General features: G+C 39.0%; 21 protein-coding genes and 2 pseudogenes. All 23 read right to left on the reverse strand.

Translation table 11 applies throughout. From position 1 onward, the window contains the following. Positions 1–15: 15 nt before the first annotated feature. Positions 16–210 carry a transcriptional regulator gene (locus PMEL_RS07560; RefSeq protein WP_120174765.1) on the reverse strand — a complete coding sequence of 65 codons (195 nt, stop codon included), beginning with the start codon at positions 208–210 and terminating at the stop codon, positions 16–18. 636 nt (positions 211–846) lie between these two features. Then, a complete protein-coding gene (tssR, locus tag PMEL_RS07570) occupies positions 847–3,114 on the reverse strand; it encodes a type VI secretion system protein TssR domain-containing protein (RefSeq protein ID WP_120174767.1) in 2,268 nt (755 codons plus the stop codon). Between the two features lie 11 nt (positions 3,115–3,125). After that, positions 3,126–4,100, reverse strand: coding sequence for a PKD domain-containing protein (locus PMEL_RS07575; RefSeq protein WP_120174768.1), 975 nt, complete (start codon positions 4,098–4,100; stop codon positions 3,126–3,128). A 219-nt stretch (positions 4,101–4,319) separates the two neighbouring features. Continuing rightward, positions 4,320–4,769, reverse strand: a complete 450-nt coding sequence (gene tssO, locus PMEL_RS07580; protein WP_120174769.1) for a type VI secretion system TssO — start codon at positions 4,767–4,769, stop codon at positions 4,320–4,322. A 12-nt stretch (positions 4,770–4,781) separates the two neighbouring features. Then, a complete protein-coding gene (locus PMEL_RS07585; RefSeq protein WP_120174770.1) occupies positions 4,782–5,264 on the reverse strand; it encodes a type VI secretion system TssO in 483 nt (160 codons plus the stop codon). Between the two features lie 16 nt (positions 5,265–5,280). Further along, a complete protein-coding gene (locus PMEL_RS07590) occupies positions 5,281–6,432 on the reverse strand; it encodes a hypothetical protein (RefSeq protein WP_120174771.1) in 1,152 nt (383 codons plus the stop codon). Continuing rightward, complete coding sequence (locus PMEL_RS07595) at positions 6,419–7,303, reverse strand: TssN family type VI secretion system protein (RefSeq protein WP_120174772.1); 885 nt, start codon at positions 7,301–7,303, stop codon at positions 6,419–6,421. Before PMEL_RS07595 ends, PMEL_RS07590 begins: the two co-directional genes overlap by 14 nt. Positions 7,304–7,312: 9 nt before the next feature. Beyond that, positions 7,313–8,248: a hypothetical protein gene (locus tag PMEL_RS07600; RefSeq protein WP_120174773.1), complete on the reverse strand. Its 936-nt coding sequence runs from the start codon at positions 8,246–8,248 to the stop codon at positions 7,313–7,315. Continuing rightward, positions 8,233–10,674, reverse strand: coding sequence for an AAA family ATPase (locus tag PMEL_RS07605; protein WP_120174774.1), 2,442 nt, complete (start codon positions 10,672–10,674; stop codon positions 8,233–8,235). The genes PMEL_RS07600 and PMEL_RS07605 overlap by 16 nt, the downstream gene beginning before the upstream one ends. Continuing rightward, a complete protein-coding gene (locus PMEL_RS07610) occupies positions 10,671–12,446 on the reverse strand; it encodes a type VI secretion system baseplate subunit TssF (RefSeq protein ID WP_120174775.1) in 1,776 nt (591 codons plus the stop codon). Before PMEL_RS07610 ends, PMEL_RS07605 begins: the two co-directional genes overlap by 4 nt. Positions 12,447–12,543: 97 nt before the next feature. Further along, a pseudogene (locus PMEL_RS07615) lies at positions 12,544–13,575 on the reverse strand (DUF2931 family protein); the annotation flags it as partial. A gap of 171 nt (positions 13,576–13,746) precedes the next feature. Further along, positions 13,747–14,169, reverse strand: coding sequence for a GPW/gp25 family protein (locus tag PMEL_RS07620; RefSeq protein WP_120174777.1), 423 nt, complete (start codon positions 14,167–14,169; stop codon positions 13,747–13,749). Between the two features lie 123 nt (positions 14,170–14,292). Next, positions 14,293–15,231 carry an IS30 family transposase gene (locus PMEL_RS07625; RefSeq protein ID WP_120173978.1) on the reverse strand — a complete coding sequence of 313 codons (939 nt, stop codon included), beginning with the start codon at positions 15,229–15,231 and terminating at the stop codon, positions 14,293–14,295. 693 nt (positions 15,232–15,924) lie between these two features. Continuing rightward, complete coding sequence (locus tag PMEL_RS07630) at positions 15,925–17,403, reverse strand: T6SS phospholipase effector Tle1-like catalytic domain-containing protein (RefSeq protein WP_120174778.1); 1,479 nt, start codon at positions 17,401–17,403, stop codon at positions 15,925–15,927. Between the two features lie 4 nt (positions 17,404–17,407). Further along, complete coding sequence (locus PMEL_RS07635) at positions 17,408–18,496, reverse strand: DUF2931 family protein (RefSeq protein WP_231999444.1); 1,089 nt, start codon at positions 18,494–18,496, stop codon at positions 17,408–17,410. 90 nt (positions 18,497–18,586) lie between these two features. Next, the gene (locus PMEL_RS07640) at positions 18,587–18,958 is read right to left on the reverse strand and encodes a GPW/gp25 family protein (protein ID WP_120174780.1); all 372 of its coding nucleotides are present in this window, start codon (positions 18,956–18,958) and stop codon (positions 18,587–18,589) included. 472 nt (positions 18,959–19,430) lie between these two features. Continuing rightward, on the reverse strand, positions 19,431–20,111 hold the full coding sequence (locus tag PMEL_RS07645) for a hypothetical protein (protein ID WP_120174781.1): 681 nt from the start codon (positions 20,109–20,111) through the stop codon (positions 19,431–19,433). Between the two features lie 154 nt (positions 20,112–20,265). Next, the gene (locus tag PMEL_RS07650; RefSeq protein WP_120174782.1) at positions 20,266–20,949 is read right to left on the reverse strand and encodes a hypothetical protein; all 684 of its coding nucleotides are present in this window, start codon (positions 20,947–20,949) and stop codon (positions 20,266–20,268) included. Positions 20,950–20,954: 5 nt separating this feature from the next. After that, a complete protein-coding gene (locus PMEL_RS07655) occupies positions 20,955–22,340 on the reverse strand; it encodes a PAAR-like protein (protein WP_120174783.1) in 1,386 nt (461 codons plus the stop codon). Between the two features lie 3 nt (positions 22,341–22,343). Next, entirely contained in the window at positions 22,344–23,246 is a 903-nt protein-coding gene (locus PMEL_RS07660) for a hypothetical protein (RefSeq protein WP_120174784.1), read from the reverse strand. A gap of 10 nt (positions 23,247–23,256) precedes the next feature. Then, positions 23,257–24,768: a phage baseplate assembly protein V gene (locus PMEL_RS07665; protein WP_231999467.1), complete on the reverse strand. Its 1,512-nt coding sequence runs from the start codon at positions 24,766–24,768 to the stop codon at positions 23,257–23,259. A 47-nt stretch (positions 24,769–24,815) separates the two neighbouring features. Then, positions 24,816–25,079 (reverse strand): annotated as a pseudogene (locus PMEL_RS07670) (ankyrin repeat domain-containing protein); the annotation flags it as partial. A gap of 68 nt (positions 25,080–25,147) precedes the next feature. Further along, positions 25,148–25,795 carry a hypothetical protein gene (locus PMEL_RS07675; RefSeq protein WP_120174785.1) on the reverse strand — a complete coding sequence of 216 codons (648 nt, stop codon included), beginning with the start codon at positions 25,793–25,795 and terminating at the stop codon, positions 25,148–25,150. Positions 25,796–25,834: the final 39 nt, after the last annotated feature.

Here is a 25,834-nt window from a genome sequence, read left to right on the forward strand (position 1 = left end):
TACATTTAAATTCCGCTAAGATTTCTTGGATATGCAGAATAGATCCACAACTTTGAAGATGATAGCAAGATACGACTGTTTATGGTTGCAAATGTAAACGTTAGTGATACTAAAATTCATACCAAACTCTTTGGCGAGCCATGTTTGAGTAATACCTCGCTTCTTCAAATGCTCCTTAATCAGGTTGCTGTGCTCTTTCTTTTGTTCCATCGGATGATTATTTATCTTGATATTGATTACAAATTTATGAACTTATAATGAATAAAACGAAGAAAGACGGTACTTTCATGCTACTGAAAATAGTTTTTCGAGTGAGAGGAACCCAAAAGGAATCTCTTAAACAATCAATAATGATTGAGAAACAACGTACGTTTGCCCGAAATAGTCTATTTTTTGAATATGTATTTTGCGCTCTTGATAGCCATGATTTCCTTACATTTTCCTATACTTCCCACTATATCCCTACCTCTTGGAATAACTTTAAAAGCCCTCTACTTTTGTATCGTCAGAACTGACTGAATGCCCTATACGCAGGGGCGAGTTTTTCATTTCAAAACGATGGAATTATGACCGATTGGGGTTAAAAAAGTCTGTATGTTCCATTGTTTCTTTAATTGATTTCAAATACAAAGATAATAAAATATGGGCTTACACACTTTTATAGGACAGTACCTTTAAGGATAGTACCAAATAATCAAAATAGCCTGCAAAATGACCTATACGCTTTTTTTAAGACAGTACCTGAAATAGGTTCATTAGACAGCATAATAAGAAAATAAAATATGGATAAATACACCTGAACTATGTCCGTAATGTATTTATCCATATCATTATATCTTATATGCTTTATGGAAGCTCCTTTAATGGAATAAAGTAATAGCTTTTTCCAGCAACAGATATTGTATTCAAACGTCCAGATCTGAAACGTGTCTCGAGATTAACAAGCTTCTTGAACATCTCCTTATAAGCCTGATCCCATTCGCTTTCATTACACTTCTTACGGCTAATATCCTTTATGCGTACTATATAATTCAATGCATCAGAACTTGGCACAGAAACGCGATGATAATAAACCTTTGAAATGGCAGACTTCGTACTGAGAGCCTTGCGATAAGAAAGCATATTTATTTGTTTACTCTGTCGCTTAAAGTTGTTTCTAAGCACAGCAAGTTCCTTATTACCAAGAGAGTCTGCATTGATATAAGGCATCAAATCACGATAGCCATCAAGAAGATTCTGCATCTCAGCCTTATCAAAAAGATATCCCTCGTCATAAGTTGAAAGTTGCTGTGGTGTAAACCACATCTTCTTGAAGAGAAGGTCGTTGATATTGTTCTTTTCAATGTCAGTTACAGAGATAGCTGCACTATCACAGAGATTCACCACCTCTTGTGTAGGAACAGCACGTAGAACACCATATTTATTCTCTGCGCTACGTGTCACATTTACAAGTTCGTTGTTACGTGCATTGAGCTGCATAAACAGTGAATCAAGTACATTTGAAAGACCTGCACTTGAAAGTTCAGAATAAAGTTTTGGATAAACAAAACCACCTGCAATAACGCTGTTCTTTGGTGCATCAAGCAAATAAACATTCTCGTTATCAGTACTCATATCTTTGAACGAGCCATTCTTTGTCCATTTTGGTTCGCAGAGGTAGTCTCCAGAGAAGCTCATATACTCCAGGATGTTATTATCAAGTAGCTGCTTAGACTGCAGGATGAAGTCTTGATAAGGCATACCATCCTTAGAAAGGATTTGAGCAAGAAGGAGAGTAGCTGAGCGCGAATAAATCTCAGAGTTGATATCAGAAGTGAAAGTTGGGAACTCATCAGTACCCAAGATAATGAACACATTATTATCAAACTTAGAATAAGGTGTCTCTCTAAAGATAGTATTCATCGCATCATGGAAGCCGTAGCCACCTGTTGCCCCAATAGTGTTTGGTGAAGTCATCTTTGTAAGATAGTCAATCCACTTACCAAAGTCGTTCGTTGGTGAGAGATGTCTATTTCCGTTCTGAGAAACTGATGTCACAGAGAACTTCGCCTGAGAATCCTTTGATACCTTTTCGCTTATGCCCTGGAAAGCATTAACAAGGTTGCGCACAAGTAGACGGTCCTTATCAAAGAACACAAGGTGGACATTTATATTCTTGCTATTCTCAATGAGTCGATCGAGTTCTGCCACAGCAACATCTCCACCCTTTATATTGAGCATTAAAGTCTTCTTTCTGTCCCATACAGATAACGGAAGATTTACAGCTACTTTCTGATCAGCCGAAGTATTTGTCCAATTTCCATCAGCAGTAAAGAGGAGATTAGAACCCAATGGGAAGTTCGCAAACTCTGGATAACTTGAATCAAGCAGATAGACGTGGTTCTGACCTACCATAGCGGTAAGATCAGCAGGAATCCATCCGAGTGCCGTGCGAGTAGAGTCTGAGAGTGAAGGACGATCAGAAACAAGTACAGCCTGTTTACTTGCATCATACTTATAAGCATACACAATCTGACCAGATACAAGCTTTCCCTTAGCCTTATCGAGGAAGAAAGGATCACCATAGAGGCTCAGAGAGTCAAGTGTAAAGAAACTCTTAACGTTTGCCAATCGTGACACATTAGATGCTCCAATACGATAGCGTACAGGGAAGTTATTATCTTTAGACACAAAGGCATGGTTATACTCCAGCACACTATTCTTATCAATCCATCCTACAAAAGGCGATTTTTTAGCATCCTTGAAGTGAGTTCTTGAACTGAAAAGCGGAGCAAACATGCCCTTAGGCTGTCCAAGTAAGCTTTGGTCAGCAGCAACAACTTTGTAGAATCCGTTTTTCTCGCCAATAACATAGAAAGGTGCGCCAAGCTTCTGCTCGCTCAAGATACGCTGTGCATACGGTCCTGCGTATGCCTTGTTATGGTCACGATCAGAGAAGACAATATGCACATCCTTATTGTTGTGTGTCTTCTGCTTTCGTGTATCATCTGTCAGGTAATTAAAACTCTTTCTACCGACAGCTTTTGTCTTATCATATCTTCCCACCTGTGCCAGACTACTTTGGGCACCTAAAAAGAAGAATGCAAGACCTGCTATAATATGGAACGCTTTCATATTTCCTAATTTTATTTTCCTGTATTTCTTTGAGTTACTTCAATTTTCGTAATATGGTGGAAGTCATCAACCTTCACATCGTCAATAGTCACACGTCCGTAACGATTACTCTCAAGAAAGTGCAATCCCTGACAATAGTCTGGGAACACATTATAACGCTCACCATTGATGTGTACGACAACCTGATTACCATTACCACCGAGATAGTTATTGATGATAAAATTACGATGTGCATAGAATGTCTCCTTATCTCTTGCACCCGCATTAGCAATAGCCTGCAGATGTTTCTTGATGCTATTCTGCACCATAGCTAATGTATCTATAGGCTCAGGTTTCTGCTGTTCACCCTTATCCTCAGGATTCTCAATGATATCCTCTACCTTAGGAAGGATAGTGATAACATGAGATACAGGATATAAAGTGGTATTGGTCTTCAGCTTGACAAGATACTTACCTGGCTCATCATACTTGTAAACCACCTGACGCTCGAAGGCATCAATAGTTCCACTCTCGCCGAACTCCCAAAGCCAGCTTGTCATACCATCACCTTCTGCTGAGAACACAAGTCGCTCACCAGCATAACCCTGCGTTGGTCCGACAATCTTAGGGATAGAATCAACAGCCACAGTGTCCTTGGTAATCTTCACGATATCAACAGTTTTCTCTGTGATAATCTTACCATCGACCTGCAGTGTGATGAGATACTTTCCAGCCTGTCGGTAGACATAACTAATGTTAGGATTACCAACGATACTGTCGCCATTACCCATTTTCCATAATACTCTTTTGTCAACAACTGCTGCAGAGTCATTAATGGTAAACTTCAGTGGCTCATTCACTTCCAACTGGCTGTTCGCATTACCGTCCTGAATGAAAAAGTCAAGATTCTTGTTGACATTGCGTGAAGGAAGAAGCAAAGCCACCAATAATCCGACTACGGCCAGTGCCGAAACAATAGCCAGAATGATTTTTTGTCTTTCAGTCATAATTATTGTTATTTAATTTATTATATCATATAGGGTTTCAATATATTAGTTCTCAGCCACATACTACCTTCTGTATAACAGTAGACCTATGCTCTGTAATCATTGCAATAGCATAATGACTGATGCACATTTTCACGTTGATAAATGAGAAACAGTATGATACATTTCTATCAGCTATTCCTGCAGATGATTCAAACGAGAAAACTGCTAACAAACAACTTATCTAATTTTAGTCTTCATCTCTTCGAGAATCTTCTTTCTGTCCTCCTTATTCTTGGTCGTCCAGTAGAGTTTCTGCTTTATGTCGAAATAGTCTTGTACCGTTTTGAATGCACGCATACAATAGAGGTATTTCGGATCATAAGAATGTTTACGATAGTTGTCCTGCAACTGTGTCATACGATCCTTTATCTCACTGATACGCTGTGTCTGCTGTATCTCGAAATTAAGCGAATCAATATCCTTCTTCAGCGTAACCAGTTTCTCTGTCATTTGCTTCTGATCCTCAAGGATAGCCTCAGCATCATTGATTTCTGTCACAGCATTTCCAGTGATAGATTCTGGAATAGGTGTAACATACTTACAAAGGAGGATATAGAGCAAAGCCACAGAAAAGCATAGCAGAAGCGTAAACTTAATGCTGGACCATATCTTTTCGTCTCTTGTCATAATAATAAATTATTAATCTCTTTTTCTATTTAAAATCTCCGTTGCCTTCTGAATCTGTTCCATAATGTAGTCTAAGTCACGCTTCTCATCAAAGTAAGTTGCAGTAGTTTCCTGCGTAGCTTGCAGCTGATCGAAGAGCGTCTTATAGAGTACATAATGGGTAGTGTCATTGTCACCACGATAGATTTCATCCTGCATATCCTGTCTGTGACGAGCAATAATCATCTGATACTGTGCCTGCTCATTATCCGTGCGCTTCTCAGTAACAAGATTGTTCATATCCTTGAACATCTGGTCCATACGGAAGTTATAGCTCGCTTGCTTACGGAACACGTCATCATAACGTACTTTCTTTTCGTCTACCAAATTGATACCCCGCTCAGCGGTTTTCAATGTGCAGACAGCAAAGAGTACGAAAAGTAATAGCGTGAAGCTAAAGATGAAAACAAAAGAGTTCTTTGCCTGACGGCGTTCTTTTCTATTCTTTTCTACCATTTGTCAAGTGTATCTATTAATCCCACACCTTCCATGACTTGCGCTCACTCTCAGAGGCCTTGCCACTATTATCTTCGCTAATGATAATATTCTCCTTGATGAGTCCGACATATTCGAGTTCGCTCAACTTATGGAAAAGCGTATCAATTACATTGAGGAATGCCGCAATACTCGTAAAGAGAGTATTCAACTCAAGATGATTATAGCTCAGATGGGCAATATCGCTTGTCTTGTGCATAAAGTCAGACGGCTTAATATTTGTCCACTCATCAAAGTATTGCAACAGTGTTTCAAAGTCCTTCTCAGGTAAAGAACGGAGCGAAGTGAGCAGAAGATTAGCTAATGCATTCGCAAGGCGCACCATATAGATTGGTGGCTGCTCAGCTGCAATATTCTTCAACTCAAAGCAGTGTTGGCTATAGAAATTCTTCACCACATCACAGAGAGCGAAAGTATTGTCTGCAAGCATACTGCGGTGAGGGTTAGAAATATTCTTAGCATATACCTTGAGAGCATTGCTATGAATACGCTCAAGTGTTTCTGTCATATTCTCTAAAGCATACATAGCCCTCTCAGAGTAATTGACACGCTGAATAGCTGGGATATATTCGTTATCTATAGAGAATGCACCACCATCGACGATGACTTTTCCTGCTACTATACTATTACCTTCAAGGAAGGCCTTATTAAGATTCTGCTCCAATACGAGCTGCAAGGTAACCTCTGGCAACACATAAGGATGATGGAGTGGAGTCGTTTCAGGATCAGGCACTCCAACAGGCAACATCTTGTAAGGATTAACTGTGATGAGGATGCAAACTACCTGACGTGTAAAAAGATCAATGTCGATATCTTTGAGCGTACACTTAGGTGTGAAGTCACCATAAAGTTCCTTTGAAAAGAGAATATGGTAACCATTACGGGTAACCGCATTACATGCTCTCAGTTCTACAGACAATGTTTCTGCAGACTCACCCTTAATATCTAACTCAATAGACCTTTCTTCTCTTTCAGACTTTTCACCAAATCCGTAGTTATAGCTTGTCAGCCCCTCTTCACGGTTCTGTCTTAGCATCTCAACTACATTATAATAAGTCTCAAAGAAATGGGTATTATTAATCTTCTGGCCGTTAACCCAGTTTATTGGCAAATGCTCAATCTTCTTCATGTTGTATCTGGTTTATACTTTTTACTCGTTTTATATAGATAACTTGATTCTTCTTTATTTTGTTTTCAGAGGCTGTGCAGCGTGGGTCCAACATTCGAATAAATAGCGGATAACGGAACCATCGACTCGTATAGAATATCCAACCACTTTCAGCACCCTCCATATTGATTTCAATCTGTGCCTGTGGGAAACGACGATTTTGGTCTTCAACAAGCCAGTCAAACCAGTCACCCAAAGCGATACCCTCAGCCAGACGAACAGAAAGAGTAGTATAGTCGAAATCACCAACCTTCCTCTTAAGTTTTACCTTGACAGTTAATGCCTTGAAAGTATCGAGGTTGTCCCAATAATTACGATTAAATCCACTATGATTGATTCTCCACAAGTCATAGATAGCTGGCTGTATATTTCGGAAATACTTGAAACTACGGAAGACGAAGTAAGGAATCATAAACCAGCAGACAGCTGTCATTGCCCAAGGTGTATATTCCAATCCTCCACTAACCCAGTTGAATACAAGATAGTAAATCCACATTCCGATAATACCAGAGAGTACTGTTACCAGAAGCTCAATAGACATATCATCGTTCTTCTTACTAATGAACACGCGCAATGCCCATAGATAGAAAAATCCAAGAATGAGATAAGAAGTAACAGTTAGTACAAGTCCTCCCCATACATATTCATTCTTCAAATAGCCGAAGAGAGAAGGGAGTCCGAGGAAAAGTCCTGCCAAAAGGGCAAAGACAATAATCCTCTTCATGCTCAGCTGCTGTCGAATAGACTTCAGTGCTCCCATAACGAACACCATGACCATTGCAAGAAGCGGAGCCAATAAGTATTTCAAAAAGAAAAATATTAAAGGTTTCATTATTTCTTCTTATAAATTCGTATCATAACCTAAATAATTCTGTCCTAAGACGAGTTCCGTATTTGTCGTGACAGTATATATTATCTTTATATCTCTGGACGAAAGGAGAAAGAATGACAGCACATACTTGACTGTCTCCATCTGCTTCTTCAAAACACTTTCCTTTATCGTATCATGAAAACAGAGTTTTACTTCAACATCATCCAATTCACATAGTAATTGTCCATCAAGCCCTGAGTCAACACCTAACATACAATCACCTAAACTAACGTAAGGAAGATCTTCCTCATAATGATAGACGTATCGTATCTTAGCATCAATACCACAGACGATTAAAAGTAATTCTTCCAATGCTGAAAGGTTCTCCTTATATTGCTCTACCTTGAGAAGATACAGGAACATCTTGTATCGTTCGTCAACAGTAAGAGGAGCTGTCTTTGAGAAGAAAAGACTGGTAACATTCTTGACGATAACATTCTCTGACGGATTTTCAAACAAGGACAACTGTCGTTCAAAGATACGTACACTATCATGGAACATCATTGTGTCGAACGGAGAGAAAAAGTGTATCGCCTTCTCTGCCTTCTTTCTATTCTCTCGAATCGCTTCAACCACCTCCTTGTTGCTCATTCCTGGCGAACTAAGGGAAATTGGGTGGAACATGAACTCTGGCAACTGATGATAAAAACCATTTCTTGCAAGGTTAAGTATCAGTCGATCTCTTAATTGTCCGTCCTTATAGACTTCCTCTTTCTGCAATTCGATAATATCCTGAGAGTTCACACGGCTATTCATTCCGTGAGTCACAACAACGGTCTTATCAAGCAAATCCTCCCCAGTAATAAACTGCAATTCAGCATAGAAGACTTCCGCAATAAGATGACGTGCATCACTATTACTGAATCCTTCTAATTCTCTGTTAGAAGTTATTATGCGTGATTCCATTGCAGATTTCCATCTTTATAGGTTGCTACTATGTGGTCACCAGACTTGATAGCCTCTGAGACAATCAATTTGGAAATAGTCTTTTTCAGATAAGTTCTTACTACACCAGCAATAGGACGCGCACCATACTGTGGCGAGAATCCCTTGGAAGTAAGATAAGCTATCGTCTCTGGTGCTAAATCCAACTGAATATCCTTCTGTTCCAATAACTGCTTCTGCAGACGTGAGAACTGGAGGAGGAAAATCTGCTGAGCAACTGCCTCGGTAATAGGTGAGAAAGGTACAACCTCTGTCAAACGACCAAGGAACTCAGGACGAAAGTACTTCGACATAACTTCAATCAGTTCGTTGGAGGTTGGCTGATGTCCCTGCTGAATCTGTTCAGCAATCCATTGACTACCAATGTTAGAAGTAAAGATGATGATAGAGTTGGAGAAGTCACCTTCACGTCCTAATTTATCATGCACCTTACCCTCATCCATAATCTGCAGGAAGATATCATAAACACTACTATGTGCTTTCTCAATCTCATCAAAGAGTACGACAGAATAAGGCTTCTGACGGATTTTTGTCACAAGCAAACCACCCTCTTCATAGCCTACATATCCTGGAGGAGCACCATACAATAAGGCTGCGGAATGTTCTTCCTTAAACTCAGACATATCGAAACGTATCATTGCCGTATCATCATCAAAGAGAAGGTCGGCCAACGATTTAGTCAACTCTGTCTTACCCGTACCAGTAGGACCGAGGAAGAAGAATGAACCGATAGGCTTCTTTGGGTCGCTCAGTCCACTTCGTGACTCGATGATAGCATCTGAAAGGGTACGAATAGCCTTATCCTGTCCCTTGACTCTTTCGTGCAACTTGGTTTCAATACCCAAGAGTCGGTCTTTCTCCTGTGCCTGAATCTTTCCGATAGGAATACCAGTATCATCTGCCACAACCGACTCTATTTCTAATGAGCTGACCTTCTCAATACCTTTTTGTGAAAGGGCAGAGAGTTCGCTCAACATCTTACCAAGCTTATCTAATTTCTCCTGTGTTGAATCATCATCCGTCAGTACGAAGTCGTCTTCTATCTTTGAAGTTAAAACAACACTCACCTTGTTAAAGATTGTATGATAAAGCAGATGTAAGTCGAAATCACTCACGTCTTCTACCGGCATTGCCTTGTACTTCTCATACTGCTCCACAAGTTGTTCTACAATACCTGCAGCATTCTTATTACTCAGTCTTACTGAAGCTGCAGTACTGTCGATAAGGTCTAAAGTAGAGGCTGGTTGGCTCTTCTCCTTATAGTATCTATTAGAGAGATTATATGCACTAATAAACGACTCCTCAGTCATTGGCAAACTATAGTAAGCCTGCAGAATTGTTCTATGTTTTAGCAATGCACTGCGAAGAATATTCGGTTCAAGTTCCTCTACATTAATAATATTCAGTCTATTTGCAATGGAATGCTTTTCAATGTGCTTACGGAAAGCATCCATAGAGAGAACCATCAGCAATGTGACTGCACCATCGCAAATTTGTGCATCAAGGTTGTTGAGAATATAGGTAGCTGCCGTTGGGTTACCACTTTCGAGTAACAACTGCAAGTCGTCAATGACAAGCACACCACGACTCTTTGCCTGATTCATCTTCTGCAGTAAACCTGTAAGTTTTTGGGTAATCTCCGTTTCATTGCCCGATTGTGCAAGAATCTTTGATGTATTCAGCCCTACTAACGATGTTTGGTTGATTATCTCATCCTGATTGATTTCCATTTCGTGGGCAAGTGCTCTAATGATACCCGTCTTACCGACACCCGGTGCACCTACAAGCAGGATACCCTGTCGCTCAGAACGTTCTAACGTTTCCAATATCAGACGTATTTCCTTGCTACGACCAATAATAGACTTACCTTCTTCTAAGAGTTCTGCTCGGCGAAGATCAGAAACATACTGGATAGAACTACCCATATCCATCTCTGCCACTGGAGATAGAGGCGATGTAGAAGCCTCAAAATATTCCATTATTTCATCCTCTGTCACACCGATTGATTCTATCTGCTGATGAGAGTAAACCACTCCATCTCTGACAATTGCTGAGAACACACACAAGGCGTCTACAGAGTCTGTACCAAGCTTAATCTTTGAGCGTTCAGCCTCGTCAAGCACCGTTTCTACCTCGTGGTCAGAGATTATCTCACCACCTTCGTGCTCAACACCAACATACATCTCACGATAAGTCTCAAACCAATCGCTAATATATGCTACTTCCTTTTGCATTGAGTTCAGGATTTCACGCAAACCGGTCTGCTCTGTCAGCATAGCTATAACAAGATGAGCTACGCCGAACGACAAGTGTTTGTCCTGATGTGCCATTGCCTTTGCCAACTTAATGGCGGCTATGAGGCTATTGCTGTAATTTTGTGTATTCATACGAAAAATATCTTGTAAGGAGTATTATTGATTGAACGCTTTGAAAGCTCATCTTCTAAGAAACTTGTCATTGCAGGCAAATCAATACCCTCTTCTTTACTTGTCCGTGAAAGTTCAATTCTCACTTCTGTTGTACGGATAATACCGCGTCGTACATCGCTTGAGATAGCAATACCATCCCTTATATCTACGGACTTAACCAGCTTTCCCAAACGACAAAGTACAAAACTCTTTATATCTTCTCGCGTAACAATGCGATCCTTTGATAGCAAACCATAACGCAGTCGATTAATTAAATCACGCTCTGATTCATGAGCATTACCTTGCTTTGTCGTTGTTTGGAATAACAATCCACTGGTTGAGAATTTATCGTTATCAGATTGATAAACTACTGTACGACTATCTAGACCATTAGCGACCTCTGCATCAGTAGTCCAATAACTCACCTCAACCTCTGACGTCTTCTTGTAAGGATGTGTGAACAAGAAAGCTCGAGGAATACTCTTAGCTTGAGTAAAGTCAAAAATGCTCTTTTCTATGTTCTCAATATTATCATAGAGATTGTTCAGCTGATCCGTGAGCGTATCTATCTCCAAACTCTCAAAAGCACTTCCGTCTTCATGGATTAACTGAATTAGTTTGTTAATCAATATACGAGCATTGTCTGAGTCAAATCTTTCTATGTTTCCAAAGTAAAGACTGTAAGTTCCTATAGAGGATTCGCTATAATTATGCGCAATATCCACATACTGATGATTAGCATCGTCATGGAAGGATTCTACATTCAGGAGGAAACGATTCTCTTTACAAGGAAGGGCTACGATGTTTCCTTTTCGTGCAAAATTATGTTGTACTGTTATCAAAGTGCGATTGACAACAGGATAAGTATTGAGTAGAAAACGTATCTTCCCTAAATCCACATGATTAAACATCACAGGGAACTTTAGCTTTAACCACACCAGCTTATTACCTTCATCACCATCTTCATCAGATACTTCCCATTCAGAAGGATAGGTACTGAAAGGGTTAGATGAGAGAACTTTTGAATCCAGGCTTATCTGAATAAAGTTATTTGCATAGTAGTCACTAATTTCATCGAAATAGTGATATTTCTCACTATGTTCAAGTGGGAACTGTGGAACCGAAACGTCTAATTTCTCCCCTACTCCATCATAGACCTGCACATCTCTTAGGAATGGAGTGAGGTTATTGTCCTCTAATAGTACACATAACACAAGATTATGCGTTGAGCGAAGTAGACTCTTTGTCATTTCCAGCCCTATCCAAACAACACCATCTTCTGACGGCACTACTACGTTTGAAAGTTCTGTTTCTTGCAGACTACCCTCATAAGAATACATGACCCGACTATCGTAAGATAGCCCCTTTATCTTAGCATTTACCAAAGGATAATTACTGAGAGGAGAGAAATCAAGGTCTACCCATCCCTTCTCAAACATCATCTTCCTCGTGTAAAAACGATCCTGTGGCGTAAGTAAACGTGATTCGTCATCCTTAGGTTCCACACTCAACAAAGCATGAGAAGGCATTGGAAGTGACCACTGCTGAGGCACTAACAAACATGCCAAACGATGCAGAACACTTGAATCAGAATCTGAGATATTCTGATGAAGTCTACTACTATTATAGGCTATTACGTCAAGTATTAAATCAATAACAGGATCCACCTGCCGCAGATCTGTGATATTCCACAAATCCATTGCAAATCTTCTAAGACGTTCTTTTATACTCTGTTGCCTTTTATCTATCATATTTTATATTCATATCTAATAATGATGTATCTCATTCCTATGAGCTACTTGGTCCTTTAACAAGACTATCAATGGTTTGTATACTCTCCCATAGTGTCTACTCACCTATAAACCGAATATTCTTAGAATGTATCTCGCGATAATTGTTATAAACAACCTGCAAGCTACTATCTTCCTCATCTTGTCTTTTACTGAACACATGTATCTTTGTATCTTTCAGCTGATAGCTTTTCTCTCCAGACACAAGACTTATCTTAAATCGATTATTATATTTACTTACCTCTATATTCAACACACCAGGCTTCATCTGCCCTGTCGGTCCAAATACTTCAGGATATACTTTAAGGATTTCGTTCTCATCGAAGAAAAACTCTCCAGTGTAATCAATATCGTCCACATACCATGACAAATACATCTTCTTTAGAGCTGCCATGTCTTTAATCCCTTTCGTAGCTTTTAGGTCATATTCTTCGCCTATAGGGAAATAGCAGATTGTCCTTACTCCAAACTCCATTGAGCGTGGGCTTTCTGCAGTGATAATCGCTCTCTTATCCTCGAAAGTAATTTTTATCTCGTATGGATAGCACTTTGCATATTTATCCCACAAACCTAAAGGAATACCATTTACCTTCAGATTCTCTGTAGCACCATCAAAGTCTAACAGACCAGATGCACAAAGGCTATCTAATGTTTTAAAAGCCTCGTAGTAATCTGCATCAAAGTCCTTTAAAGACATCTTCACCTCTTCTCCCTGTAAACTATCGCATACAATCGAATTAATATAGGTTCCAGTAAGTGACAACCATATCCTGCCTCCAGGCAGTAGCGTAACTGCAAAACAATTATAACGCCCATCGTCATCATGCTTCCCTTTTTGAAAGAGCTTCAATGTCTTCTCTTGAATCTCCTTGGAGAAACTCTGCTTAAAACGGTAGAACTTCTTCTCTGCGAAAGACAACCATAATACGTCTAAGCCCGTAGGAATCTCAAGACCACCAAAGGCTGCATCAAAGTCTATCAAACTAACTCCGTTGGCAACTCCATAGCCTACGAAGGTTTCACCCATAGAGATATTCATATCTTTACCCACCATCACACGTGCATACTGGGCTTGTACGGGATAATATTTTGGAGCCGTTAAAGCGGGCTACCATACGAAAAGTGAATCGTTTGTCATATTATCCATTGCCCTTTTGCTATCACACGATGTGCAACAAAAGAAAAGTAACAAAAATGTTAAATAGCTCAGTATATTGAATCGTCCCATCTTATAGTTTACTTTCCTTTCTGTCTGCCAATCTTACTGTGATATTGGACTTATATAAAGATGTGTATTGAAGTTGAATTGCTGGTCATTTCTGACAATAAGACCACTTACCCACAAGCGCACACGCTTTCGGGCATTAGGAAACTTATCTCTGACATCTTCCTCAACCTCAGTAAGTTCCACCCTTACATGGACATCTTTTAGACGAGGTTCATACTTTATTATAGTGGCTTCAAGTGACTGTCTGACCTTATCTTCCCAGTCTTCGTTTTTTAAAACTTGATTGAACTCCAAGTCCCATATAATCGAACCGTAATCCTCTCTTCCTTCCACTTCACCATGACGAGATACCACCAACATCATGAGATGCTGGGCAATTGACTCCTCATAGGAACATCGCTGAATTTGTCCATTTAAAGCCCCTGATAAATCCAAAGGCAGTTTTAGATAGTTCATTTCACACCAAAATATTGTGCAAATATATATTATTTTTAATAGATATGGGCAACTTTTTTCTGTTTTTAATATTTTATAAGTATTTAATTGATAAGCTCGCAGAGTCAACCAGCAAGTGCAAAATTACAAAACGTGTTTAAAGAACTCGCACTTTGGATTAGAAAAGTTTAATTTTTCTCTTGGTCTTTCGTTCAATTTCTTTTGTATGGACATAATTCTCTTGTCCGTATATTTATCAAACGAATCCTTTTTAGGTATATACTGCCTGATTAATTTGTTTGTATTCTCAACAGTTCCCTTTTGCCATGAACAATATGGGTCAGCGAAGTACACGGGCACTCCTAAGTATTTTGTGATGTCCTTATGTGCTGCAAATTCAGGTCCGTTATCTGTTGTAATTGTCTTCAGGCTGTCTTTGTATGGCAGCAGTAGTTTCCTAACCACCTTTACCAGAGGCTTTGACATTTTTCCAAATGGCAGTTTCTGCATAAACAACATATTGGTGGATTTCTCCACTATTGTGAGTATGGCGTGCTGGGCAGGATCGACGATCAAGTCCATCTCAAAATCTCCGAATCTCTTCCCGTCAACTTCCTTACTTCTTTCATGGATACTCACCCTGTCCTTTATTGGAAGATGTCCGCCTTGGGGACGATGCCTGTATTTCATCTTATGCCTTGTGTGCTCTGCAAGCTTCCCTGTTGTGTCATTGTGGATAATGTTATAGATGGACTGGTGGGAGACCTCTATACTCTCATTTATGCGCAGATACCCTGATATTTGTCTTGGAGACCACTGGTCGTTGATAATATATTCTTTAATTCTCCAAACTAATTCGTCGGAGAGTTTGGCGTTAGTTACCGTGCTCTTTCTGCGCTGCATAGCCATATCATGCGCCTTCGTCCAGATATACTTTCCCGAAGGCGTACTGTTGCGTTTGATTTCACGTGAGAGTGTTGACTGACTAATACCGACGATCTCGGCAATTTCTTTTCTCGCTGTTTTCTTTTGGAGTAAGGCAAAAATTTGCGACCTTTGCTCCGAGATTAATTGATGATACATTTGCAATACAAAGTTAGTTAATCTTTGGGAGACTTCGGTCTCCTTTTTTATTTGTATTGCTGGTTGTTTCTTTTTCCTCTCCGAGAGATGCAGACAACCTCTCGCTACGCGTCGAGAACGTCTGCATCTCTCGGAGAGGGACACTCTTTTATTGCACTTCGTTTTGGAACTTGCAGCTTCTCTACATAAAAAGAGATTCTTATCTCATAAAACAAGCTTTAAATCTGTATCTAAAATCAACTATCAGCATTATAAATGTTGTAGCAGAAAAGTGGTTTCAAAAACAATACTCCTTAATTACAGATGACTTGTCACGTTTTACATTATGAAAAAGTATAAAGATATGAATTGATATAAAAGAAAAATGAGGTTCTTCCAAAAATGGAGTGATAAACAAATAAAAAAGAAACCGCTATAAATATTGTATATTTGAATAACCACAAACAAATGTACAAAGATTAACAGCAGACTCCTATATCACGCCTGGGGCTTTACACCCACGAATGCACTTGTGAAGAATTAAATCAATAACAGGACCCATCTGCCGCAGATCCGTAATGTTCCACAAATCCATTACAAATCTTCTAAGACGTTCTTTTATACTCTGTTGCCTTTTATCTATCATATTTTATATTCATATCTAATAATAATGTATCTCGTTTGTGTGAGCTACTTAGTCCTTTAACAAGACCATCATTTCATAACTGTATCATCAATTATCTTTCGTATATTATTATCTTCTGCACCACCTGCAGGAAAAGTTCCATCAACTGACAAATGCATGAACTCATAACGATTTCTTTTAATGAGTTCTAAATCAGCTTGATTTCCCATAAAGACAAGTCCGTCTTGATTCTTTTTATTTATCGTCTTCACATAGAGTGGCTGGTTATTTCGTACTTTGGAGAGTATCATATTTCTCAACAAATTAAGATAGATATAATTTCCATTGATAGTACTATCACCATTTATCATTGTAGCCTTATATGGTATCCCTTTGAGATTCGAAAGTTCATACATAACATAAAGAGGAATCCTCGCATAATCATTTTTTACTTTTCGGAATTTATTATATGTTACAAAGCTGCGACCATACTTGTCAAGGTTATATATAGGCTGATTCCATCCCATCGGTAACCAACCTTCAGCAACCAGTTCATCATATGTCTTATTACCTCTGCATTTGAGATCACCGTGAAAATATGACTCCCTCCCAAACCAAGATTTTTGTAAGGAAGAATACATTCTTTCTGTTTCAACACTACAATAGCCACCACCAATATCACTATGTGCACCTGGTAAAATAATCTCTCGTCCTCTCGCACCTGCAGAACGAATATTTGTAAGAGGAAATTTTTCTCTATATTCATCAGCAGCTGAAAGTTGAACAATATATTTTACATTTGGTTCGCCACTTGGTATTCCTAAACTTAACTCTGCGACATCATCGTCTATAAAATAGCCATACGAAGAAACTGTATCATATAAGCCGAGAAAGCGAACGTTTATCGTAGGCTTTTGGGGAGAAGAATATACAGATAGCCATGATGATAATGATACATTATACGATCCAGCTTCTTTGCTTCTTTGTTTTGTCAAAGAATAAATTCCAGACACGAAACTACGCGCAGAAGCCGCACCACGACTAAAACCAAAAACGTCCAGTGTCAGTATTCTGAGCTTCTTTCTTTTATTCGAGCAGGCCTTTGACACTATATTGTTTATTAACATACAAGCTCGATGTATCTTAGCATTTATACCTGTAACTCCCATTCCAAGACCTGCACCAAATAACGAATCTGTGTTTTGAGAAGATACCAAAGGCTCATTATCATCTCTATCTATAGTATCTTTCTCCTTTGCATATTTTTTAGAAGATGATGCGTTTCTATTTAACGACAGCGGAGATTCTGTACCAACCCCTTCTATATATACTTTATAGGATGTTGAATTATTACTATTATAACCTCTCCACAATTTAACAACATTGGTATAGTCATTATTATAACTATTATCTTTGCCGTTACCTGCTACAGACTTCCACTTGGTATTATATTTACTATTGAGCGTTCCATCAAAGAAAACACCTATAGTCAAATCCATATATTGTACGTCTGAACCCTTTGCAGTATCTATGCCTACAACACATAGTCTATTTGTATATCCTACCATACAGCTACTCTCCTATAAATTGGATATCATCAGAGTGTATATCACGATGATTATTATATACAACTTGTGCGTCAAACTCATTATCTCCACCCTTCTGGCAGAATACATGTATCTTTGTATCCTTTAGCTGATAATGTTTTCCTCCAGAGACCAGACTTATAATAAAACGGTTATTGTATTTGCTGATTTCTATATTCAAACTTCCAGCCATTATCTGTCCATCAGAGGCAAATACTGCAGGAAAAGCCTTCAAGACTTCCTCTTCATCAAAAAAGAACTCCCCATGATAACAGGTTTCACCAACACACCATGAGAGAATGAGTTTCTGCAATGCAGGTCTATCATAGACACCTTTGTTAAGTCTTAACTCATAATACTCTCCCGTAGAGAAGTAAGCTACCGCTTCAGCATCAACTTCCTCTGCACGTTGACTCTCTGACTTTAAGATTGCATTTTTATCTTCAAATCTTATATTTATATCGTAAGGATAGCGCTTTGCGTATTTGTCCCACAAACCTAAAGGAATACCATTTATATTCAGATTCTCCGTAGCACCATCATAGTCTGACAGACCACTTGTACAAAGACTATCTAATGTTCCAAAAGCTTGGTAGTAATCTTCTTTAAAATCCTTTAATGACATCCACACCTCCTCTGCCTGCAGACTGTCACAAACCGTCCTATTAAGACTGGTTCCGACAAGAGACAACCATATCTTTCCTCCTGGCAACAAAGTTACAACAAAACAGCTATAACGCTCTTTGTCATCATATAGTCCCCTTTGAAAATACTTCAGTATCTTCTCTTGAATCTCCTTAGAGAAATCCTGCTTAAAACGATAGAATTTCTTTTCCGCAAAAGATAACCATAGTACGTCTAAGCCCGTAGGAATTGAAAGGCCACCATCGCCTGCACCAAAATCTATTGTACTGAATCCATTGCCGAGGCCATAACCAACATTGGTTTCTCCCATAGAGATATTCATATCTTTACCCACCATGACACGAGCATACTGGGCTTCTACTGGGTAATATTTGGGAGCCGTTAAAGCGGGCTGCCATACAAAAAGTGAATCGTTTTTCATATTATCCATAGTTCGTTTGCTGTCACACGACGTGCAACAGAAGAAAAGTAACAAGAGTGTTAAATAATTCAATATAGTGATTCGTTTCATCTTCTGATATTACACTTTTTTTCTATCTGCCAATCTTAACAAGCGCACACACTTTCGGGCATTAGGAAACTTATCTCTGACATCTTCCTCAACCTCAGTAAGTTCCACCCTTACATGGACATCTTTTAGACGAGGTTCATACTTTATTATAGTGGCTTCAAGTGACTGTCTGACCTTATCTTCCCAGTCTTCGTTTTTTAAAAATTGATTGAACTCCAAGTCCCATATAATCGAACCGTAATCCTCTCTTCCTTCCACTTCATCATGACGAGAAATCACCAACATCATGAGATGTTGGGCTATTGACTCCTCATAGGAACATCGTTGAATTTGTCCATTTAAAGCCCCTGATAAATCCAAAGGCTGTTTTAGATAGTTCATTTCACACCAAGATATTGTGCAAATATATATTATTTTTAATTGATATGGGCAGCTTTTTTCTGTTTTAATATTTTATAAGTATTTAATTGATAAGTTTCTCTACATAAAAAGAGATTCTTATCTCATAAAACAAGCTTTAAATCAATATCTAAAATCAACTATCAGCATTATAAATGTAGTAGCTGAAAAGTTATTTCAAGAGCAAAAGTCCTTAATTACAGATGACTTGTCACATTTTACATTATGAAAAAGTATAAAGATATGAATTGATATAAAATTTAATTCCTCCTATTGAAAATTTATTTGCCATTGATATTATGAATTTGCGATGATACTCATATCGTTTGCATTACATCCGCATTGTTCTCATCACAAAAGTACAAATAATCTGGAGCGTTCTCAACTTTTTACTCACATTTCTTACTTTGCAAGCAACTTGTCAACTCGTAAACCAGTCCACTCGTCACCTAACTTAATCCTTCAGCCCCAAGCGTTTCATGTCTTCTCCATAAAGACGGTTAAACTCTTTTGAAGACAATTCGTGTGCAAGATAAAGTTCAACAAACTTTTTGTTAACACTGGGCTTTATGGTAATAAAATCATCCATATCTAAAGTTTCATGTCCTGACAACGCACGCTTAAAGAAGATAGGAACAGGATTATCCTTTGTACCGTAGGTTGGGTCCTGCCATTGCTGACGATTTACGTAGGCTGAGAAACTTTTAATCCTGTAAAGAAAAGTTAGTCTCTGAACTTCTATGTCATCATACCAGATTTTTTCGCCACTACCCCTTTGAATAGTATTATAGCTGCCTATAAAAGTAACAACTCCTAAATACTTCTTATGTTCAGGAGAATAGAAAGAATACATATTATAAGTTGCAGAGCGTGTTTGTGCTACTCCCATAAACCATCCGCTGGTAGTGAAGACGTCGTCGTCGATATCTATTTCACGGTGATTTATAGGTATTTTTACTACTATTGTGTCTGAATTCTTTATATACGTATCAGCGTAAGGGATAGCGTCTTTATTTCCACCAAGCGTAAACCTCGTTATAATAAAGATAAGTAGTGGTCCACCTACAAGAGATGCAAAGACTGTTCCTGCTGTTGAGAAGATTTTAATTCCTCCTATTGAAAAATTATTTGCCATTGATATTATGAATTTGCGATGATACTCATATCGTTTGCATTACGTCTGCATTGTTCTCATCACAAAAGTACAAATAATCTGGAGCGTTCTCAACTTTTTACTCACATTTCTTGCTTTGCAAGCAACATATCAACCAGTCCACTTGTCACCTAACTTAATCCGTCAGTCCCAAGCGTTTCATGTCCGCCCCATAAAGACGGTTAAACTCTTTTGAAGACAATTCATGCGCAAGATAAAGTTCAACAAACTTTTTGTTAACACTGGGCTTGATGGTAATAAAATCATCCATACCACCTAATTTCTCATGACCAGAGAGTGATCTCTTAAAGAAGATGGGAACAGGATTATCCTTTGTGCCATAGGTTGGATCCTGCCATTGCTGACGATTTACGTAGGCTGAGAAACTTTTAATCCAGTAAAGAAAAGTTAGTCTATGATCTTCTAAGTCTTCATACCAAAGCTTCTCTCCATGACCTCTTGGAACAGTATTATAACCGCCTATAAAAGTAACAACTCCTAAATATTTCTTATGTTCAGGAGAATAGAAAGAATACATATTATAAGTTGCCATTCGTGATTGTGCTACTCCCATAAACCATCCGCTGGTAGTGAAGACGTCGTCGTCGGTATCTATTTCACGGTGATTTATAGGTATTTTTACTACTATTGTGTCCGAATTCTTTATATACGTATCTGCGTAAGGGATAGCGTCTTTATTTCCACCAAGCGTAAACCTCGTTATAATAAAGATAAGTAGTGGTCCACCTACAAGAGATGCAAAGACTGTTCCTGCTGTTGAGAATATTTTAATTCCTCCTATTGAAAAATTATTTGCCATTGATATTATGAATTTGCGATGATACCCATATAGTTTGCATTACCTACTGTGTCATTGTCGTCGGAATCATTTAACTCCTTCATTATTTCTTTAGTCTTTCCTTCTATCTTATTTTCTACCCAGTTTGACCCTTCATCTACCGCATAACCAACTGCAGCTCCTGCAAGACCTAACCCCAAAGACTTTCCAAAATTCTTAAAGCCATCTTTCCATGCACCTGTTTTAGCGGCTTTTACTGCAGCTGTCTTTCCTCCCTGAATGCTTGCTGCTTCAGCAAGAATATCTTGTTGTTCGAGTGCTGCTTGAGCAGCTTTATGCATCAGTTCCTCAGAAGATTCTTTATACATCTGTTCTGCTAATTCTGCAGAAGCAATAGAAGTTGCACTTGCACCATTTGATGTACGAGTAGCTACTTGAGATCCCCAAGTAGCAGCATCCGCACTTGCATCGGCAGCTTGTGTTCCATAAGCCAAAGACTCCAAGCCTTTCATGTTTGCCTCTCCTGTTTTTGATGTTACCTGTGCATCTATCCTTGCAGCCTCACCCACTCCTGCCTTATTTGCCTTTACACCTGTAGTGATACTACTTTCAACAACAGACTCTCCAGTTCCTACCCCAGTAGTCGTACCAGTATTTTTTAAATTCCCTATCGAATCAGACTTTTGGTTGGATTTGTCTGTCTCACTAAAGTCAAAGCCTCCAAAGTTCAGTGCACCAGTGTAGAAGCCTACTGAGAGGGCTAAAGCAAAAGGATTGGCTCCTCCTGTAAGACCACCTATAGCACCTTGAATGAATTTACTTTTCAGCTGAACATATATTTCTGCTGCATTCATTGCGGTAATATACAAGGCTGCTTTTTTAGCCTGTTCAGGATTAACAATGATATTAATTGTTCCTCCCGTTGTACAAATCATCTTCGACTTATTTAACAATGCATGCTGTTTTTCTATAAAAACATTATTATGAAATCGATTCCAAGAGGACCCCAGTGTGTTGTCACAATCATGGGCAACCCCTTTCACTCCTCTATAGCCTGCATAAATGGCTACTGAAGTTCCAACAGCTATTGCTGCACCCACCATCCAACCTTCGATAGCTACAGCAGATAGTAAGACAGCACCAACACCACCAGTTGCAACAACAGCAGCGACAATTAAGGCTCCAACTGCAACGCCAGCAAGAAATGTTAACAGACCTCCCCATTTCTTTATAGGCATTTTGCAAACAAATGTGTCAGAGTTTTTTTTGTCATCAATATTCAGTAACGGCAGCTTTGAGGCAGTATTGATAACATTACCATCCTTATCAACTCTCCATATCTCTCGCGGTGTTCCGCAGGTCATATTAGTACAAACAACATTCGTACCATGTCTTACATAGGATTGTCCCATAATTTAAATTGTATTAGTCAGTCTTCGTATTTGTAAGTCGACACTCAATGTGACATTATCAGTAACTTCTTCTATAACACTCAGTGAACCTTTCTGAAGGCATCGTTCAGCCTGATTAATCCAAGATTGTTGTGTAAAGTTGATGTTATACTGCGTAAAGCTATATTGTATCAAAGGTTTTATCTTCTCATCGTATGCTTTGCGTATCGTCTCGTCAAAACGAGAATCTGATGCATTTTTACCACTGCATTCCAATAACAATGTCCCATCTTCTTGAACCTCAGACTTTCGTTGTGTTTCCAAACTGAATTTGTTTTCTGGGAAAAGGCGCGATGCGTAAGGGATGATATCATTCCCAACACGTAGCTGGTCAGAAACTAAATGTTGACCAAAGAAAATAGAGTAAAAGGGATTGGCTATCAAACTCTCCATAAACTTATCATACTGGTATATTATCTTATCTTCCAGTTTGATGAGATTGTTCAGCGCATTACTTCCTGCCGTACCTTTCAGGAAGTTATATTTGTCCGTTAGCTGTTTCTTCTCCTCATCCCATAATGCTGTAATTTCGTTATGATTGAGAACCTTTGTTATTAATCCTGTACCGGGGTCAATACCTATTATGGCATTGACCTTCATATTCTCTAATTCATTAATTAAGGTTATTGACTCCACATATTGTTCTGGAAAAATAGAAGGAATGTCATCTTTAACACTGAAGCCAAAGCCCTGTGTTCCCTCTGCATCCATGAACCTCTCTACAGAATAATCTTTCTTACTGACAATAGTACTGACAGGTATCTCGTCAAGCTTCGTGGTGATGGTCTGTACACAACGGTACTTATAGTCTCTTTGTGTCAGACCACCTTCTTGAACGTGACCGTGTAATCGATCTATTAAACTCATTATCTACGTGTTATTTAATATTGACAACTCCGCCTTTCTCTTGGTTAATGTTGACAGGGTTACCCACAATGTCTACAGGACCATCAGCTGAAACGGTTACACCCAAATTTTCATTTGGTCCGACAACAGTCTGTGTTGTTCCCTTGACATATATATTCGGAGATTCCAGCGTAATGCTTGATTCATTTATTATAATCTTACTTGACTTAACTGATAATGTTATTGTTGAATTTCCATCCAGTGTTATGTTTCCTGCACTGTCCATATTTAGCAAACACTTTCCCTTACCGACATTCACAGAAGCATTATTTCCTGCACTTACCGAGTGAGTAGCTTTTGCGTTCAACATAGAGTTACCTCCACCATCAAAGTTCATGCTTACACCGCCTTTATCGTGTAGTGTTACGCTACCTGCAGAATCATCAAGCTTAAGCGAACTACCGCTTCGTGTGGTGAGGCTCTTGCAGTTGTTGCCCTGGCCACCGCCACCACCAGTTGTTCCATTAAAGAGGCTACCCAAAACGTATGGTCTTGCTGGATCACCATGGCGGAAGCCGAGGAGGACTTGGTCGCCTACCTCTGGGATGAATACAAAACCACGGTTGCTCTTTACATCGTCACTGCTACCACCATCTGGTGTCATTACACGCACCCAGCCAGTCTGCATACCATTCGTCTGCCAGTTCATACGCACACGAACACGACCCTTGCCCTGTGGGTCAGCATTGCTAAGCACAGTTGCCATCTGTGTCTCGGCTAATGGCATACGTACCTTTGGACTTGGTAGTGCCTTTATCGTTGCAGGGATAGCCTTAAAGCGGTTTTTGTAGTAGCTACCTTGGCTCACCTCGTGGGTTATCTCAATAATGATAAAGTTACCCAAGCTCTCCTTAGATATATTTCCTATACGCTCTAAGAATGAGCTGTAAAGACTTACAACAGAGCCTACACGCAGGGTTGGCACCTGACTCTCTGCTGTGATATAATGTGTCTCAGCCGTCTCAGCCGCTTGCTTACGCCCCATGTAGTTAATGAGTTCTGACTCATCACTTATACGTGGCAATGCACGCTGTCTTGCTGGCTTGGAGAATAACCCGAGTGATGCACGGAAGGCATCGCCTGATAGTTTATCATGTCCAATGGCTTGGTCTGGTGTCATTCTCTCCATCTCACGGTCCGAACCAGAGTGGTAAGAGAACACCTGCTCTGAACGTGCGAGGGTCTGCAAACCGATGTCAAGTGACGACAGCGTCGTGCCATATTCCAGCCTAATTGGGTCAGCCAATTTCTTTGGTTTTCCGAAGATTAGTTTAGTTCCATCGTAATACATCCACTCTTGATACTGATGGGCAAGACGACGGATAAAGTCGAAGTCGGACTCTTCATATTGACAGATATAGTCCTTATTCTCTTTGAATTCTGGATTTAACTCTAATTGCACCTTCGCTTGTTCGCATAGCTTTTTCACTACGTCACCAATGGTTGTATCATTCCATGAGAAGCAGCTGTGAGCCGTTTCCAGTCTGTAAGTAGCAGAGTAGCCAGAAACGATAATACATCCAAAGTCACTTCATATAATGTAGCCGCAAATAGAGGACACTGCGCTTGTGTATCATTAGGATTAGCTCCATATTCGAGTAATAACTTCATGTAGTTCATGCCATAATCATCATAACATGAAATTTCTAAAGGAAGACGAGGCTCTATTACATCGGGTGTACTTGTCAATGAAGAAACCGTATTAGGGTCTGCTTCATTTTCTAAAAGAAATTTAGTTATACCATAGCTATGCTCCCATACGGCATAAAGCAGATAGGACATGCAATGTTTACCCTTATGTATTTTATTTCCATATAGTCTTTACAATACCTTCTTGTCAATGATTCTAATCTAAACTTAAATTATCGAATGAACATATTTTGATTATAAAAGTATTCCTTTATTTTTTTATCAATATTTTTTTTATTATACCACATACCAAAATCGATAACAAACAGACACATCCAGAGGTAAAAACAAATAACTCCTACATTTCCTAACCATGTAAGGGGAGTACGTATAAACGCTGCAACAAGTGGAGATGCTATCTCTTTCCCATTTACTACCAGACCTTCTGTATAGATAACTTCATCTGATTCAAAAGAATGGCCTTCTCCAGGGAAAAAACGGTCACTCTTTATATAATTACCATTTTTATCATTATCAATAAAGAAACTTATAGTATCTCCTTTATGGATTATGTAGTCGTCAAGTTTATATTTAGGAGGAAATAAAAAGAAGGGATAAAAATTTTCATATCCTTGCCAATAGGTATGACTGGTATCACCTTCCAAAGTGAAATTTGCCTCCCAACTACTATGAGACTTCTGTAGTATATGTATTCTATTAACAATACCTGTTCTATGCGGCAAATCATCCTTTACCGTGAGGAAACCTATCAGATAGAAGGGTATCAAGAAAAAAAGAGTAGCTGCCATAAAATATATTCTAGCAGGAATATCCCAAAAATCTAATGGCGAATCTATCTTAAATTTATACTTTAATTTCATAAATACCGATTTTAGATAATGCACTAATTTCTTTATTCA

The organism is Prevotella melaninogenica, from assembly GCF_003609775.1.
Lineage (GTDB): Bacteria > Bacteroidota > Bacteroidia > Bacteroidales > Bacteroidaceae > Prevotella > Prevotella melaninogenica_A.

Bases quoted from the DNA above. Each gene is read 5' to 3' on its own strand.
- PMEL_RS07560 (WP_120174765.1), bottom strand. From the start codon at position 210: ATGGAACAAAAGAAAGAGCACAGCAACCTGATTAAGGAGCATTTGAAG.
- tssR (WP_120174767.1), bottom strand. From the start codon at position 3,114: ATGAAAGCGTTCCATATTATAGCAGGTCTTGCATTCTTCTTTTTAGGT.
- PMEL_RS07575 (WP_120174768.1), bottom strand. From the start codon at position 4,100: ATGACTGAAAGACAAAAAATCATTCTGGCTATTGTTTCGGCACTGGCC.
- tssO (WP_120174769.1), bottom strand. From the start codon at position 4,769: ATGACAAGAGACGAAAAGATATGGTCCAGCATTAAGTTTACGCTTCTG.
- PMEL_RS07585 (WP_120174770.1), bottom strand. From the start codon at position 5,264: ATGGTAGAAAAGAATAGAAAAGAACGCCGTCAGGCAAAGAACTCTTTT.
- PMEL_RS07590 (WP_120174771.1), bottom strand. From the start codon at position 6,432: ATGAAGAAGATTGAGCATTTGCCAATAAACTGGGTTAACGGCCAGAAG.
- PMEL_RS07595 (WP_120174772.1), bottom strand. From the start codon at position 7,303: ATGAAACCTTTAATATTTTTCTTTTTGAAATACTTATTGGCTCCGCTT.
- PMEL_RS07600 (WP_120174773.1), bottom strand. From the start codon at position 8,248: ATGGAATCACGCATAATAACTTCTAACAGAGAATTAGAAGGATTCAGT.
- PMEL_RS07605 (WP_120174774.1), bottom strand. From the start codon at position 10,674: ATGAATACACAAAATTACAGCAATAGCCTCATAGCCGCCATTAAGTTG.
- PMEL_RS07610 (WP_120174775.1), bottom strand. From the start codon at position 12,446: ATGATAGATAAAAGGCAACAGAGTATAAAAGAACGTCTTAGAAGATTT.
- PMEL_RS07620 (WP_120174777.1), bottom strand. From the start codon at position 14,169: ATGAACTATCTAAAACTGCCTTTGGATTTATCAGGGGCTTTAAATGGA.
- PMEL_RS07625 (WP_120173978.1), bottom strand. From the start codon at position 15,231: ATGTATCATCAATTAATCTCGGAGCAAAGGTCGCAAATTTTTGCCTTA.
- PMEL_RS07630 (WP_120174778.1), bottom strand. From the start codon at position 17,403: ATGGTAGGATATACAAATAGACTATGTGTTGTAGGCATAGATACTGCA.
- PMEL_RS07635 (WP_231999444.1), bottom strand. From the start codon at position 18,496: ATGGATAATATGAAAAACGATTCACTTTTTGTATGGCAGCCCGCTTTA.
- PMEL_RS07640 (WP_120174780.1), bottom strand. From the start codon at position 18,958: ATGAACTATCTAAAACAGCCTTTGGATTTATCAGGGGCTTTAAATGGA.
- PMEL_RS07645 (WP_120174781.1), bottom strand. From the start codon at position 20,111: ATGGCAAATAATTTTTCAATAGGAGGAATTAAAATCTTCTCAACAGCA.
- PMEL_RS07650 (WP_120174782.1), bottom strand. From the start codon at position 20,949: ATGGCAAATAATTTTTCAATAGGAGGAATTAAAATATTCTCAACAGCA.
- PMEL_RS07655 (WP_120174783.1), bottom strand. From the start codon at position 22,340: ATGGGACAATCCTATGTAAGACATGGTACGAATGTTGTTTGTACTAAT.
- PMEL_RS07660 (WP_120174784.1), bottom strand. From the start codon at position 23,246: ATGAGTTTAATAGATCGATTACACGGTCACGTTCAAGAAGGTGGTCTG.
- PMEL_RS07675 (WP_120174785.1), bottom strand. From the start codon at position 25,795: ATGAAATTAAAGTATAAATTTAAGATAGATTCGCCATTAGATTTTTGG.